11 protein-coding genes and 2 rRNA genes are annotated in these 16035 nt (G+C 51.5%); 4 read left to right on the top strand and 9 right to left on the bottom strand.

Translation table 11 applies throughout. The features are described 5' to 3' along the window. The 3 genes from RZ35_RS10655 to RZ35_RS10645 form a co-directional block, all read left to right on the top strand. Positions 1–1615, top strand: a 23S ribosomal RNA gene (locus RZ35_RS10655); the annotation flags it as partial. A 106-nt stretch (positions 1616–1721) separates the two neighbouring features. Next, positions 1722–1837, top strand: a 5S ribosomal RNA gene (gene rrf, locus RZ35_RS10650). A gap of 207 nt (positions 1838–2044) precedes the next feature. After that, positions 2045–3343, top strand: coding sequence for an MFS family transporter (locus RZ35_RS10645; protein ID WP_051625553.1), 1299 nt, complete (start codon positions 2045–2047; stop codon positions 3341–3343). Between the two features lie 405 nt (positions 3344–3748). On the opposite strand, the gene pssA is transcribed toward RZ35_RS10645, so the two are convergent. The 3 genes from pssA to trxC all read right to left on the bottom strand — a co-directional run bounded on the left by pssA (position 3749) and on the right by trxC (position 6654). Next, positions 3749–5104, bottom strand: coding sequence for a CDP-diacylglycerol--serine O-phosphatidyltransferase (pssA, locus tag RZ35_RS10640; protein ID WP_026743287.1), 1356 nt, complete (start codon positions 5102–5104; stop codon positions 3749–3751). A gap of 354 nt (positions 5105–5458) precedes the next feature. Further along, on the bottom strand, positions 5459–6151 hold the full coding sequence (locus RZ35_RS10635; protein ID WP_026743286.1) for a tRNA-uridine aminocarboxypropyltransferase: 693 nt from the start codon (positions 6149–6151) through the stop codon (positions 5459–5461). Positions 6152–6234: 83 nt separating this feature from the next. Then, on the bottom strand, positions 6235–6654 hold the full coding sequence (gene trxC / locus RZ35_RS10630) for a thioredoxin TrxC (RefSeq protein ID WP_026743285.1): 420 nt from the start codon (positions 6652–6654) through the stop codon (positions 6235–6237). 245 nt (positions 6655–6899) lie between these two features. On the opposite strand from trxC, the gene RZ35_RS10625 reads away from it, so the two are divergent. Continuing rightward, on the top strand, positions 6900–7991 hold the full coding sequence (locus RZ35_RS10625; protein ID WP_026743284.1) for a tRNA/rRNA methyltransferase: 1092 nt from the start codon (positions 6900–6902) through the stop codon (positions 7989–7991). 148 nt (positions 7992–8139) lie between these two features. Here the strand turns inward: RZ35_RS10625 and RZ35_RS10620 are convergent, their stop codons facing one another. The 6 genes from RZ35_RS10620 to proX form a co-directional block, all read right to left on the bottom strand. Further along, positions 8140–9420 carry a glycoside hydrolase family 68 protein gene (locus RZ35_RS10620; RefSeq protein WP_051625551.1) on the bottom strand — a complete coding sequence of 427 codons (1281 nt, stop codon included), beginning with the start codon at positions 9418–9420 and terminating at the stop codon, positions 8140–8142. 427 nt (positions 9421–9847) lie between these two features. Next, complete coding sequence (gene emrB, locus RZ35_RS10615; protein ID WP_026743282.1) at positions 9848–11383, bottom strand: multidrug efflux MFS transporter permease subunit EmrB; 1536 nt, start codon at positions 11381–11383, stop codon at positions 9848–9850. Between the two features lie 17 nt (positions 11384–11400). Then, positions 11401–12573: a multidrug efflux MFS transporter periplasmic adaptor subunit EmrA gene (gene emrA / locus RZ35_RS10610; RefSeq protein ID WP_026743281.1), complete on the bottom strand. Its 1173-nt coding sequence runs from the start codon at positions 12571–12573 to the stop codon at positions 11401–11403. 230 nt (positions 12574–12803) lie between these two features. Then, positions 12804–13319, bottom strand: coding sequence for a transcriptional repressor MprA (gene mprA / locus RZ35_RS10605; RefSeq protein ID WP_026743280.1), 516 nt, complete (start codon positions 13317–13319; stop codon positions 12804–12806). Between the two features lie 246 nt (positions 13320–13565). Then, positions 13566–14750: an MFS transporter gene (locus RZ35_RS10600; protein ID WP_026743279.1), complete on the bottom strand. Its 1185-nt coding sequence runs from the start codon at positions 14748–14750 to the stop codon at positions 13566–13568. A gap of 242 nt (positions 14751–14992) precedes the next feature. Beyond that, positions 14993–15988 carry a glycine betaine/L-proline ABC transporter substrate-binding protein ProX gene (gene proX / locus RZ35_RS10595; protein ID WP_026743278.1) on the bottom strand — a complete coding sequence of 332 codons (996 nt, stop codon included), beginning with the start codon at positions 15986–15988 and terminating at the stop codon, positions 14993–14995. Positions 15989–16035 lie beyond the last annotated feature (47 nt).

Here is a 16035-nt window from a genome sequence, read left to right as displayed (position 1 = left end):
CACGCCGGAAGACCAAGGGTTCCTGTCCAACGTTAATCGGGGCAGGGNGAGNCGACCCCTAAGGCGAGGCCGAAAGGCGTAGTCGATGGGAAACAGGTTAATATTCCTGTACTTGGTGNTACTGCGAAGGGGGGACGGAGAAGGCTAGGTTATCCGGGNGACGGTTGTCCCGGTTTAAGCGTGNAGGTGGATGTTTTTGGTAAATCCGGAACATCATTAACACTGAGGCGTGATGACGAGTCACTACGGTGATGAAGTGACCGATGCCAAGCTTCCAGGAAAAGCCTCTAAGCTCCAGGTAACACGAAATCGTACCCCAAACCGACACAGGTGGTCAGGTAGAGAATACCAAGGCGCTTGAGAGAACTCGGGTGAAGGAACTAGGCAAAATGGTGCCGTAACTTCGGGAGAAGGCACGCTGGCGTTGGTGAAGGGACTTGCTCCCGGAGCTGATACCAGTCGCAGATACCAGCTGGCTGCAACTGTTTAATAAAAACACAGCACTGTGCAAACACGAAAGTGGACGTATACGGTGTGACGCCTGCCCGGTGCCGGAAGGTTAATTGATGGGGTCAGCCGCAAGGCGAAGCTCTTGATCGAAGCCCCGGTAAACGGCGGCCGTAACTATAACGGTCCTAAGGTAGCGAAATTCCTTGTCGGGTAAGTTCCGACCTGCACGAATGGCGTAATGATGGCCAGGCTGTCTCCACCCGAGACTCAGTGAAATTGAACTCGCTGTGAAGATGCAGTGTACCCGCGGCAAGACGGAAAGACCCCGTGAACCTTTACTATAGCTTGACACTGAACCTTGAGCCTTGATGTGTAGGATAGGTGGGAGGCTTTGAAGTGTGGACGCCAGTCTGCATGGAGCCAACCTTGAAATACCACCCTTTAATGTTTGATGTTCTAACGTGGGCCCCTGACCGGGGTTGCGGACAGTGTCTGGTGGGTAGTTTGACTGGGGCGGTCTCCTCCCAAAGAGTAACGGAGGAGCACGAAGGTTAGCTAATCCTGGTCGGACATCAGGAGGTTAGTGCAAAGGCATAAGCTAGCTTGACTGCGAGAGTGACGGCTCGAGCAGGTGCGAAAGCAGGTCTTAGTGATCCGGTGGTTCTGAATGGAAGGGCCATCGCTCAACGGATAAAAGGTACTCCGGGGATAACAGGCTGATACCGCCCAAGAGTTCATATCGACGGCGGTGTTTGGCACCTCGATGTCGGCTCATCACATCCTGGGGCTGAAGNAGGTCCCAAGGGTACGGCTGTTCGCCGTTTAAAGTGGTACGCGAGCTGGGTTTAGAACGTCGTGAGACAGTTCGGTCCCTATCTGCCGTGGGCGTTGGAAGATTGAGGGGGGTTGCTCCTAGTACGAGAGGACCGGAGTGAACGCACCACTGGTGTTCGGGTTGTCATGCCAATGGCATTGCCCGGTAGCTAAGTGCGGAAGAGATAACCGCTGAAAGCATCTAAGCGGGAAACTTGCCCCAAGATGAGTCTTCCCTGGGACTTTAAGTCCCCTGAAGGGCCGTTGAAGACGACGACGTAGATAGGCTGGATGTGTAAGCGTAGCGATACGTTGAGCTAACCAGTACTAATGACCCGAGAGGCTTAACCTTACAACACCGAAGGNGTTTTTAGAGAGACGAGATTCAGCTTGTTCAAAGATTGGTTCTGGTGGTTGCACGGGAAGAGAGTGTAACGGCTGGAATGAAACAGAATTTGCCTGGCGGCGATAGCGCGGTGGTCCCACCTGACCCCATGCCGAACTCAGCAGTGAAACGCCGTAGCGCCGATGGTAGTGTGGGGTCTCCCCATGCGAGAGTAGGGAACTGCCAGGCATCAAATAAACGGAAAGCCTCTGGATAATACCAGAGGCTTTTTCGTATCTGAATNCCTCAAATCACCCATAATTTTAACTTATTTGACCATCGTAATTAACGATAAATCATTAAGTGTATACATTATTCTTTGCCTGCAAACAGGATCCTGTTTTACTGTATATATGTTGGATAGTTATGTCCTACGAACAGGAGAGAAAAAAACGTATGACGGGAAATATAAATTTAAAAACATTAACGCCCGGAGAAAATGATTCTCGACAGAGGATCAAGGCAATTGTGGGAGCATCATCGGGAAACTTGGTAGAGTGGTTTGATTTCTACGTATATTCGTTCTGCTCTTTATATTTTGCTCACATCTTTTTCCCTTCTGAAAATCCGACTACACAGCTTCTACATACCGCGGGTGTATTCGCTGCGGGCTTCCTGATGCGTCCAATCGGGGGATGGTTGTTTGGATTCATAGCCGACAAGTACGGACGCAAAACGTCAATGCTTATCTCCGTCTGCATGATGTGCTTCGGGTCTTTGGTTATCGCCTGTCTGCCCGGTTATGACACTATCGGCACCTGGGCACCTATACTGCTCCTGTTTGCTCGTCTCTTTCAGGGATTGTCTGTTGGCGGGGAATATGGCACTAGCGCCACCTATATGAGCGAAGTTGCAATTGAAGGACGGAAGGGGTTTTTCGCGTCGTTCCAATACGTCACGTTGATCGGCGGTCAGCTACTGGCCCTGTTAGTGGTTGTCATATTGCAACACACAATGCCTTCTGAGAGCTTGTATGCTTGGGGATGGCGTATTCCATTCTTCATTGGTGCAATTCTGGCTGTTGTTGCCTTATTTTTACGCCGCTCGCTTAATGAAACCTCGGATAAAGCGTCGCGCTCACATAAGGACGCAGGCTCTTTGCGTGGACTATGGAATAATCGCAAAGCGTTCTTGATGGTCTTGGGATTTACGGCGGGCGGGTCTCTGGGGTTCTATACATTTACCACCTACATGCAGAAGTATCTCGTCAATACTTCTGGTATGGCACCTGAACTGGCGAGCGGTCTGATGACGGTGGCGCTTTTTGTATTCATGCTGTTGCAGCCTCTGTTCGGACATTTGTCCGACAAGATTGGACGTCGCAACTCCATGCTGTGCTTTGGTGCATTAATGGCGTTGTTGACGGTGCCTATTCTGACCCTTCTGCAGAGCGTGACCAACCCGATAATTGCCTTTGTGTTAGTTCTTCTTTCGCTGATTATCGTCAGTTTTTATACGGCAATCAGCGGGATTTTGAAGGCAGAAATGTTTCCTCCAGAAGTCAGAGCAATGGGCGTAGGGTTGTCCTATGCGGTAGCTAACGCACTGTTTGGAGGTTCCGCTGAATATGTGGCGCTTTCACTGAAATCATTGGGATCGGAAAACGCCTTTTTCTGGTATGTTTCGGCCATGGGCGCGATCTCATTCCTGGTCTCTCTGGGACTGCATCGCAAAGGGCAAGGCAAGACACTTTAACGCAGCGCGAGCCAAATGCGTCATAAGGCCTATAAACGAACATATAGGCCCTGTGTCCTGCGTCTTTCGGGCGCGGGACTTACCTACTCCTATTCAAGGTAGATAGATCTGCGAGCGATATCCTTGTCGATTTTAGGTGACAGGCATACCTATATTTGGGGCGCTGTAGCTGAATACTCTCTATTTATAAGGTAGCTAGCTGCGAAATAATAAAGCAGACGTTTCCTGAAAACAGGATTAATTAATGGGTTGCGTCAAAGTTTGTTAGCCGAGTTAATACATTCACATTACTCCGCTTGGAAACTTTGGCGCAACGGCTAAAAGTAAAGTACTTAATCAGATCAGTGAGAGAGATGAATAAAATTGATCGCTCATCGGCTGTCATCGAATATTTCATAAAAGACATCACAGAATACGGCTAATGAGCTTATCTATTCTCNCCCTGCGTACACGGCGAATGAGCTTGCGAACTTTGACCGGATATTGTGCGATACTTTCCAGCTGCTGATAGCTGCTCAAAATATGTGTGTTTTCACGAATACAAGTCAGTTCTTTAATTCGCTGTTCCAACAACTGTTTTTGAGGATCGTGGATCAAAATAGCATTCTCGAGATCCAGTCGCCAGGCGCGAGGATTAAGATTATTGCCGGTCAATAGCTGCCATTTATTGTCTACCCACAGTCCTTTTAAGTGGAAACTATTATCGCCATCTTTCCATAGACGTACGACTAATTGCCCATTGTCGATATATTTTTGCAATCGACTGAGGAAACGGCGGAGGTTGATTTCATACAGGTAGGGAAGCGCGCCTATAATTTTGAATGGCTCTGTTTCCGGGATATAAAAATCATTAGCTGTCTTATCGCCAATAATAATTTCGATCTTTTTTCCATTACGCAGTAGGCTGACAACGTTTCTGACCAGCGGTGCAGGTAGATTAAAATAAGGTGTGCACATCACCAAATGTTGTTCAGTACAGCACATCAAATGATGAATGGTTTTATTTAATGGACTCTGTTTCCCTAATCCCACCAACGGCGTTATGGCTAGCTGATTATTATTACTTGGTACGTTTGGTAGGCGATAATTGAGGGTGCGTAGCATCTGACGGAATCGACGAATCGCATTTTTGATTTCAGCGGTCTTAGGTCTGTCTTTCATATCAAGACGCTGTATCGCCGATGCCGCCAGTAGCCTCTGTATGTAACCCGCCATCGAATCTGCCAGCGTCTTATTATCAATCAGCTGATATCGGTCATAACGGTATTTATCGTGTTGCTGTAAATAGACGTCATTCAGGCTGGCGCCGCTGTACAAGACGACATCATCGATAATAAAGCCTTTCAGATGGAGTACGCCCAGGGCTTCGCGTGTATTAACCGGAACCCCATAAACGGGAAACTCGATACCTTCACAACGCTCCTTCATTGCGTGATACCAGTCTGCATTGGTATTCGCTGCCGCAGCGCCAATACGACCGCGCTGTGCGCGGTGCCAGTCCACTAATACGCGAATATCCAACTCAGGGCGCTGGCGTTTCGCTTGGTAAAGTGCGGATAAAATCGTCTCACCGCCGTCATCGTGCTCTAGATACAGAGATACGATATAGATGCGTTGTTCTGCCTGGAGAATCCGTTCGACAAGCGTGCGACGGAATTCCTCTGGGCGATGGAGTGTTTGCACGGCGTCGGCTGACTGAGGAATTTTGGGCAGTTGTGCAAGGTGTTGTTGGTATTTAGTTCGCTTTAGTTTTGACAACATCACAGTGCGATTCTTCTCTTATCATGGTATGACCGGGCTGGTCATGGTGAACGTTAAATATGGCCGAATCGGGCAATAATAACATCACTTTCCCGCTGTTGTGAGCAGGTTTTGTCTTTTAGTCAGGACTCTTGACCTTAACGATGACTCGATTCGACATGGTACTCAAAAGGCTATTCGGTTCATATAATGTCTTTCCCCCGCCATACTGTCTAAGACATATTGGCTTAAAACGGATGCCGTTCTGCCTCGCCCGTGAATAAGTTCACGTCTGTTGCCTTAACCACTGAACACGTGAAAAATCAGCCTATTCCGATGCAAAAACATGTGACGTGTATATCCAAAGTGAGGGGATTAACGTGTGTTTTCGCTTCTGTCTGCTGGATGGTGAGGTTTTCCCGCGAGGTAACTTTTTCTGAAGTGTTCAAAGTGATGATTCAATGTTTGCGCCGCCACGTTATCCCCAGCCTGCTCCAAGAGCGCCACGGCGATCTCGGCAGTACACTGCTGACCCGCTAAACTCGCTTCACGCAATTGATAGCGAGATAAGGCCTCAATACTAAGCGACAAAATGGGCAGGCTATCCAGGTAGGGGCTTTTACGGAACATCTTGCGGGCTTCTGGCCAAGTGCCATCCAGCATAATAAAAAGTGGAGTTTTACCCGTATCAGGCAACTGGTGAAACACCTTTCGTTCCTTTTTTTCTTCTTCGGCCAGAAAAACCACATAAGGTTGATAGTGCGATGATTGAATAGCCGCTAAAAGCGCTGGATTGGGCATTGTGCGTGACCATTGAAAAGCTAATGTGTTCGGCAGAATATCCGCGATGAGGCGACCCGTATTGCTGGGTTTCATGGGTTCCGTATCGAACATGATCAGGCAAAAGCGGCTTCGTGCTTGCTGTGGAACGATGGTGTGACACAAGCAACGAATGGTGGGAAGCAGGCATCGTTGACACCGAACAACGCGACTTCCTCGAGCGTTAAACGGGCGAGNGGCGAGCGCTAAGCGCTGTTCGCGCAATTGAAGGACGGCGTTTTGTGTCATAGTGCCCCGCAAAAAGACGCCATTCTAATCGAGCCACGGCGGGACCAGAAGCCCCGCATAGTGAAATTGTCCTGCAAGCGGCGTCAGAGTGACTCTTCCAGCCAGCTTTCGAAAGGCGCTTTCGGCATGGCGCCATTGAGCATATCAACCATCTGCCCATTCTTGAAAATCATAATCGTCGGGATGGTGCGAATACGAAAACGCTCGCTCAGTTCGGGTTCGGCTTCTGTATTCACTTTCACAAAGCGAATTTTGCCGCCGTTTTCTTCTGCTACGCTGCTATAAACGGGCGCGAAATTAACGCACGGACCACACCATGGCGCCCAAAAATCAATGACGACGGGAAGATCGTCTTGAAGTATTTTATCGAGGGTTTTTGTCGTGGCGTTAATCACTTCTCCTTTGAATAGCGTCTCCCCGCAGCGTCCGCAGGTGGCGTTATCTTCAATGCGCGTTTCCGCTAGGCGGTTGGTAGTGTGGCATGATGCACAAACCGTATTCATAACAAGGCCTCAATAATCAAAGGACTAACATGGGTCAGTGAGATGTTGAAGGACACCGCCGCGAGTGCAACTGAAGACCAGCAAGCGGCGATTGTGAGTGTGACTTAAGTATCGTGACCGGAACCTTAAGGAACAACGTGGTTTACTCAATGGCTACAATAGTTCCTGACTTTTATGTGCCGGTCGGTAGCTAAGCGAGGGGACATAAGGTACTCTTCGCGGCGAGCGCGTAGGTGGAGAAAAAGATGAGCGATTCATTCAGTGGGAAAGGCGGCAAGGTCCGCGTTATGTACGTCCGCAGTAACGATGAGGACGATAAAAAGGATAAGAATTCACGTCCGTCGGACTCGCGACGCAATAATAGCAGCGACAATCGCGATAAAAAACCGCGCGATAAACGCGGCCCCGCGTCGCGGGATGGCGGCGGTCGTGACGAGGGTTCTAAGTGGCGTGGAGAGAAGCGTCAGGAAGAGCGCCCCGCTCGTCGAGAAACGACAGGTGATTACGACTCGCCCTGGAAAACGGTTTCACGTAGCCCAGATGCCGTTCCCGACCATGGCGGTATTGTCGGTAAAAGTCAGTTAGATCCTGCGCAGCTGCGCCGTCAGCGAGCTGAAGAAACTCGCGTATATGGTGAAAACGCCTGTCAGGCTCTCTTCAAGAGCCGTCCCGAATCGATCGTACGAGCCTGGTTTCTGCAAGAAGTCACTCCGCGTTTTCGCGATGCGCTGCGTTGGATGGCGGCAAACCGTAAGGCATACCACGTTGTCGATGATGAAGAGCTGACCAAAGCGTCCGGTACCGATCATCATGGCGGTGTCTGCTTCCTGATCAAGAAGCGCCGTGGCACCGAGGTAAAAGATTACCTGAGTGAAGCTGGCGAGAAAGACTGTGTTTTGGCGTTGGAAGAAGTGGGTAACCCGCATAACCTTGGTGGGATCATCCGTAGCTGCGCGCATTTCGGCGTGCGTGGCGTTCTAGTCCGTGACGCAGCGATACTGGAATCCGGCGCGGCAGTGCGTACGGCAGAAGGTGGCGCGGAACACGTAAAAGCCATCAGTACCGACCTGTTGACCGATGCGTTGGATGAGTTTCGACGTGCCGGCTACACCATCGTGACCACGTCCAGTCATAAAGGGACACCGCTTTCTGGCGCTAAATTACCTGCGAAATCGGTCATCGTTTTAGGTGAAGAGGGCGATGGTTTGACTGACGGAGCCTGGGAAAAAGGCGGCATGAAAGTTTCTATCGACGGGACTGGAAAGGTCGAAAGCCTGAATATTTCCGTAGCGACCGGTATTCTGCTGGCAGAATGGTGGCGCCAGAATCAAGGCTGACCGGTGACATCCGGTTTTTAAGCGTGATATAGTAAAGGCCAGTCAGTGTCAGCTGACTGGCCTTCTTCATTTGGCACCCTCGCCGGGCATGGCTAGGTGCCGGTCAACATTGAAGTGCTGAGTATGGCCCACATGAGTGGGTCATTCTTTACAGCGTTTTCACATCCAGTTCCGGCGGAATGTAGCCGTAATCCAGTTCTTCAACCACAAAGCTACGAGAACCAACGAATTTGATCTTCACGGTCGGCGCTTCAGTCCCACCGATACGGTACTCCATACCTGTTGTTTCAACGTCAGTAGGAATGCTATCGATGAAGGACGTTACCAGGCCGTTAGGCATGACATAGTGCGAGTATGTCTGGTAAGGCTGGCTGGACGGGTTACCTAACACCAGACCAGAACTGTTCATCGGCTGATATTGGCCGAACAGCTCGTTGCCCACAAAACCGTAAACACCATCCGGACCGGTCAAACCATCAGCATAGGTATACGTGTGGCTGATCGTCATCAGGTAGTACTTGTCGTCCTGGAATACGAAGTGAGGACGTTCAGTTTGATCGTTGACGCCAACAGCAGTAACCAGCGGCGGTAACAGTTCCCATTGATCGCCATCTTCATCCAGCGCAACAGCAATACCGATACAACCGGTCTGGTAGCGTGCGCCACCCACTTCTTCGTAACCTGGCGGTACATCGCCCAGTTCGTCATCACCGACGACATGAGAACCTCGTACACCCGCAACGTTACCTTCGAACAGCATGTACAGCTTGCCGTTTTTCGGGTCACGGAACGGCCATGGATCACGGAAGGCCCAGTACTGGTTTTGTTCTTCAGTCTGGTAAATCGCGCCATCGGCGTCGAACAGGCTGAACACTTTGTTGAAACCGACCATTTCTACACCGGTAGACGTCGTCACAACGCGGCCACGTACTTTGGAGACGGTCGAACCAGGGGTTACCGCAGTGTAGTAGAATGCGATATCGCCTTGTTCATTCAGCAGGATGGGCGAGCCGGCCCATTCGCGAGTGGTAGGTGAAACGCCTTCAGCCATCATGCGGCCACCGAAGGTCCAATCTTTGCTATTGCGAGAGAACCAGTAGCAGATCTTTGCACGACCATGACGGTCATTCCAGTCTAGAGTAATGTTGTAGTTGCCGTTTTCATCCAGGTAATCCGGGTTGTCTTCCTGACGATCCGCGGTAAGGGTGAAAATGACTGACCAACCATCGACTGACACAGTGTGACCGTTAATATCACGCAGCGGCATGGTATCCCAGATGAATACGTCTTCGCTCATGGTTTTAAAGTCGGCACTGACCACAGGCTGAGTCGTTGTGGGATCGTCAAACGTGACTTTCAACGCATCGGCACGAGTCCAGATTGTCGGTTTGTAAGCGGGGGTGGCTTTCAGCTCTTTACGAATGGCCATGAATGTATCTCCTATGAAAGTGATTTATTTAACTGTACATCTGTACAGTGCTGATACTATATACAGTATATTTATAGCATTCAATGGTGATTTGATAATTTTAACTAATTCGGGGTTATTGTTTTAATGTGGCAATTTTGTGGTTTATTATTTCAATTGTTGGTTTAAAAATGCGTTTTATTGTGGTTTTGTTCTGATGGTGTTTCGTTTTTGCGCATTTTGAAGTTTTAAGCCACGAAGGCGCGAAGTTGTTATAAAGAAGAAAATGCCGTAGGTGAAGGACATCTGAATGATGGCGTGACGTCAGAATTGAGGGTGAAAGCGTTCAGTAAAACCTGATGGAGAGCCTAGAACCGTATCCCCTTCGTCCATAGACAAAAAAGCCGTCCTCAAAGAGGACGGCACGGTGATAAGACGTCGCGGTGATTTAGTGGGCGCCGCCTCCGCTTCCAGAACTGGCAAAGGGCGGTCGAGCGAACCACACCAAAACAATCAGCGCTATAAATATTGCCGCCGCCGCCCAAAAAATTTCATTTGCAGCAATGATCAGCCCTTGCCCGGTGATCTGCTGGGCGAGATAAGAAGATACTTGCTGCTGGGTAAGCCCCAAGGCCTCCATTTGCTGATAGAACTGCTGTGCAATAGGGTTATAAGGTGAGATAGATTCCGTCAACTGTGCGTGATGCAGCGCTTCGCGTCGTTCCCAAAGCGTGGTTGTCAGCGATGTGCCTATGGAGCCAGCAAGGGTACGCGAGAAGTTGAACAAACTGGATGCCGCAGCCAGCCTCTCTGGTCCGAGTCCCGAAAGAGTAATCGTCGTCAGAGGCATGAAGAAGCATGCGACGGCAAATCCCTGCACGAACTGCGGCCACGCAGAGGCGGCGAAGTCCATTGAGGGTTCGAAGGTATAGGTCCGCCAATAGAAGCAGACGGCGTACATCACAAAACTGAAGCTGACCAGATAGCGCATGTCCAGGCGCGGCGCGAAGCGCCCAATAATAGGCGAAAGCAGCACTGGCATCAGTCCTACGGGGGCTGATGCCAATCCTGCCCAGGTGGCGGTGTAACCATAGACTTCCTGCAACAGCTGCGGCATAAGAACGATGGCGCCGAAATAGAACATAAACGCCAGGCTGGTGCACAGGCAGCCAATGGTGAAGTTGCGGGATTTGAATAAGGATAGGTCGACTACCGGATTATCGTCCGTCAGCTCCCATACGACCAGGAACACGAGTGCTATCACCGCGACGACGCAAAGCGTGATGATCTCTGTCGAGTTAAACCAGTCCAACTCCTTCCCGCGGTCGAGCATCATTTGCAGGCAACCCACTCCCAAGACCAGCAATACAAGTCCGATGGTATCGATTGGCCTGATCGTAACCGCAGTCTCACGTCCGCGCAGCAGCTGCAATGTCAGCAGGACCACCAGAGCGCCCAGCGGAATGTTGATGAAGAAAATCCATCCCCAATGATAGTTGTCGCTGATCCAGCCGCCGAGTATCGGACCGAAAATCGGTGCGACGACGACGGTCATCGACCATAGCGACAGTGCGATACTGCGTTTCGCTGGAGGATAGTTGTTCAACAGAAGGCTTTGCGAAAGCGGGATGATAGGGCCCGCGACCAGCCCTTGCAGGACGCGGAAGAAGATCAACATTTCAAGACTGTTGGAGATCCCGCACAGCCAGGACATAAGTGCAAACAGTCCCGTAGCCCAGACGAAAAGGCGCACTTCTCCAAAGCGTTTCGCCAGCCAGCCGGTAATTGGAATGGAAATGGCGTTCGCTACCCCGAAAGAGGTGATCACCCAGGTGCCCTGAGAGTTGGATGAACCCAGATTGCCGGCAATCGTCGGGATCGCCACATTGGCGATGGTGGAGTCCAGTACCTGCATGAAGGTGGCCAGCGCGAGCGCGATGGTCAACAAAGCCAGCTGTATTCCCTCTAGCGGTTTCTTCTGCACGTGTTTATCCCCCATAATCAGCCTGCGTTAGCATGGATAATCTCGTCGATGAGCTGATTGACCGGCGCCATGTCCAGTTCCAGCGCATTGCTTTGGTAGGCGGGTTCGCTACGCGGTATGTCAGATAAAACCTTGCCGTCCGCTTTGGCGGTATCGACATTGACCAGCATTGACAGACCGATGCGCAGGGGATGATCCGCCAATTCTTGCGGATCGAGCTCAATGCGAACGGGAAGGCGCTGGACGACTTTAATCCAGTTGCCGGTGGCATTCTGAGCGGGTAGGAGGGAAAAAGCGCTGCCGGTTCCCATATCAAGACCGACGACCTTGCCTTTATACACCACATCGTCTCCGTACAGATCGCTGACGATGGTGGCAGGCTGACCGATACGCATATTGGCCAGCTGCGTTTCCTTGAAATTGGCGTCTACCCACAGGCCTTTCGCGGGCACGACCACCATCAGAGCCGATGTCGAAGCAATACGGGCGCCGACTTGCACGCTGCGGCGCGACACATAACCGTCTACCGGGCTTACGATGTGCGTACGCTGCAAGGCCAGCCAGGCGTCACGTAAGTCGGCGGCACTCTGCTGTATCGCCGGCTGCTTTTCCAGAGGCGTGTTGAGAATGAGCGCCTGATTGGCGGCGAATTGCTGTTTAGCGGCGTCGAGCGACGCCTGAGCGCTGGCAACGGCATCGCGTGCGTGCTGCACGTCTTCGCGTCCGATGGCATTGACTTTGCCCAGAGCTTCTCGGCGGTTCAGATCGCTAACCGCCTGGTTTAGCGCCGTCTGCTGGAGTGCGATATTCGCCTGATACTGACGACCATTGATAATTAACTGATGAACCTGACGCACGCTATTCGCCAGCGCGGTTTGCGCGCGCTCGTAAGCCTGTTGGGCATCGGTCGGGTCGAGTTCGACCAGTACATCGCCTTTCCTGACGAAGTCCGTGCTGTCGACATTGACGCTGGTCACACTGCCGGCGACCTGCGACATAATCTGGATCTGATTACCCGCAACGTAAGCATCATCGGTCTCCTGATGATGACGTAAAACCAGGAACCAATAGGCGAGCCACAGGCAGCCTAGGAATAAAAAGAAAATAGTTAATAGCGTTAAGATGCGTTTCCTACGGGTTTTGTTTTTTTTGGCAGGTTGCGGTGCAGATGTTTCCACAGTGGAGCTCATGGTTTCCCCTAATGTACTTCTCATTATTGAATGGGTAATTGCCATACGGCGATGTAAGGATGGTGTCGCTAACGCTCTGGCTGCGATAAACAGACAGCTCGTGCCGGAGCCACACTGAGAACAACCCGTCATTCCTGGCACATAGGGGTGTGCAAGTCACAACAATGTCCGCCTGGTGTCGGTAAACGTCAGTGTGGTGCGGCATGGAGCTGACTGATGATGGTGAAACGCTATGACGTCATGTCTTTCTCAATTTCGTCAAGGCGGCCTAATAGCTTACGCATCAGTGTTTCCAACTCGAGCTGTTCTTCGTCATCCAAGACAGAGCATAGCCGATGCAGGCTGTAATGTTGCGGAGGAAGTAGCTCATTCAAAAAAGCCTTCCCTTTTTCTGTCATAAACAAATGCAGACACCGCCGGTCGCTTTCACTCTCTCTGCGCTCAATCCAGCCGCGTTTTTCGAGTTCATCCGCAATACGCGTGGCGTTGGTGCGTGATGAACCGAGCGCGGCGCTGAGCTCAGAAGGCTGAATGCTGTAAGACTCTTGAGATTCAAGCGTCAGCAATGCCATGAACAGCGTCTCATTGATGTTCTGCTCCTTCAGCATTCGGTTACGGTGTTCAAGTATTTTTGTCTGTAAATGTAGAAACAGACGGAGCATCGTCACTTCCTTATAAGGGAAGTCTGGATGACGAGTTGCGCGCATGCGCAGCATACTTTCAATTGGTGCAAACGAACTTTCCATTTATGTCAACCTCATTAATCACTTTCTGTATAGTAACGCAGGTTATTACTTAGGTAAATGACGGAAAGTACTAAAAGAGGAAAAAAACTGAGGCATGAAAGCACATAACTTAATATTTTGTTGATTTTTATGTGTTTTATTTTATTTCTCCCTGTTTTGTTTTGATAAAAAAAACAAAATTTCCGGAAGAAGAGATTTGAGGAAATCCTCTTTCGGGTCAAATGATTCGAAAGAGGGGGCTTGGAATTAGGAAACGTCGTTTCTATTGCACCACCAAACGACCAGGGCCGAGAGGCTGATTAGAAAACCCGCAATGGAAACGCCCAGCCAGCCAAAGTACTGAAACATCATGGCGGAGACCATCGAGCCTAGCGCCCCGCCGATGAAATAGGCGGTCATATATCCCGAAGTGATACGGTTGCGGGCTTCAGGCATATCGCGATAAATAATACTCTGATTCGTGACATGAACGCCCTGAACCGTGAGATCCAGCGCCAGAATCCCCAGCAGCAGCAGCAGGATCGAATGCATGCCAGCCGCGATAGGCAGCCACGACAGCGCTAGTACGATAAGGCCGGCGGTCGTGACCGTTTTAGCATGGCCGCGGTCCGCCAGGCGTCCAGCACGCGTGGCCGCCAGCGCGCCTGCCGCGCCGGCTAACCCAAACAGGCCGATAACCCCCTCGGAGTAACGATAGGGCGGTGAGGAGAGCAGAAACGCCATGGAGGTCCACAGGATGCTGAAGTTCGCGAACGTCAGCCCACCCAAAATGGAACGTATACGCAGCGGCTTGTACGTCATCATCAGATGGAAAATCGATGCCAGAAGCTGCGGATAGTTTAGCTGATTGTCTTGTTTGTAACGCGGCAGCGCCCGCCACAGCAGCAGGGACAGGACGATCATCAGAACGCTCGCGACCCAGAAAACCAGCCGCCATCCGCCCAGCGACGCCAGCGCGCCCGCCAGCGTTCGCGCCAGCAATATTCCCAGCAGCAGACCGCTCATGACGGTGCCTAGCACTTTACCGCGGGTTTCCGGCGAGGCCAGCGTCGCGGCCAGCGGCACCAGTACCTGTGCGGCGACGGAGAACATCCCGGTCAATGCGGTGCCGAATATCATCATCCACAGCGACGATGACGACGCGGTGATCAGCATGCCGGCGGCGGACAGCAGGCTCATGACCACAATCAGTCCTCGGCGCTCCAGCATATCTCCCAGTGGGACCAGCAAGAGCAGGCCCACGGCATAGCTGAGCTGGGCTGTGGTGACGATAAAGCCCGCCTGATTGGGAGAGAGCATGAACGCATTGGCGATGGCGTCCAGCAGGGGTTGTGCGTAGTAATTGCTGGCGACCATCAGGCCGGTTGCGGCCGACATTAAAAGGGTGAGCGCCGGGCTTAACGTTTGGGGGCGTGGTATGGCGGTATTCATGGCAGGGTTAACTATCTGTTAAGGCTACAGATAAATAGTATCGGACAGATCCCTCATTGATACCACCTTTTGAGTCAATTCAATGCGTCATAATTCCAGACTGAATTATCGTCGTCACTGTGACGTCAAGGGAAAGCAAGATAAGAGGGGCCAGTCAAAAGGATGGGGCGTCGTCGCGAAAAAGCGGGTAGGCGTATGGCGGAGGAAAGAGCGCCTGATGGCCAGGCGCTCCAAATAACGATTTACTTAGCCGCGTCGCGCGCGCTGTTGACCCATGCGTCAAACTGCTGCTGGTGGGCCTTAATCCAGCCGTCAACGTGACGTTCGATCGCGTCTTCAGACGACTCGCCTGCATGCATGCGCTGGTTCTGCGCATTCACATCGGCAACCGGCAGCCACATGCTGGAGAACAGTTTGGCTGCCGCCGGGTTTTTCTCTGCCCATGCCTTGTTGGCGGCGATACGAACGTTGTTCNCCGGGAAACCATAGTCGGCGCCGTTAGGCAGCTTGGTGCTGACGCCTTTCATATCCCCAGGCTGGGAAGAGAAAGGAACCTGCAGCCAGACGACATCGCGTCCTGGCACCAGGACGTTGCTGACCCAGTATGGCGTCCAGGTGTAGTACAGGATCGGCTTGCCTTCGTGGAAACGAGTAATGGTATCGGCGATCATCGCCGCGTAGTTACCCTGATTATGCTCCACCGTCGGGGTCAGGCCGTAGGCTTTCATATGGTTGTTGATGGCCGCTTCGCAGCCCCAACCCGGGTTACAACCGGTCAGATCGGCTTTGCCGTCATCGTTGGTATCAAACAACTTGGCGATTTTAGGATCTTTCAACTGGGCGATGTTGGTGATCTTGTATTGTTCCGCTGTTTTCTTATCGATCAGGTAACCCTGTGCCGCACCCGAGATGTAGATGCCTTGACGAAAGAATTTAGCGTCGCCGCCTGCGGATTTATACTGGTCGTTCTGCAGCGGATCCCAGTTGACCGCCATGAAGGTCGCGTCGCCGGCTGCGATAGAGGTATAAGCGACGTTGTAGTCCACTTCACGTGTCGGTTGTACGGTGTAGCCCAGTTTTTCCAACGCTTTGTTCACCAGCTCCGTCTGGAACGTTTCTTCCGTCAGCGTACTCTGAATCGGCTGTACGGTAATGCCTTTGCCCGGAAGTTCGGCAGCCGCGAGAGAGGTACTAAGTACGGCGGTCAGGGCAAACGAAATTATGCCTGTTTTACGCATAACAATTCCTCTTGTTGATATCGGGGACACGTTGCTTCCCCTGTCAT

The organism is Lonsdalea quercina subsp. quercina, assembly GCF_000688655.1.
In the GTDB taxonomy this organism is placed as follows: domain Bacteria; phylum Pseudomonadota; class Gammaproteobacteria; order Enterobacterales; family Enterobacteriaceae; genus Lonsdalea; species Lonsdalea quercina.
This window is presented reverse-complemented; position numbering and strand designations above follow the sequence as displayed.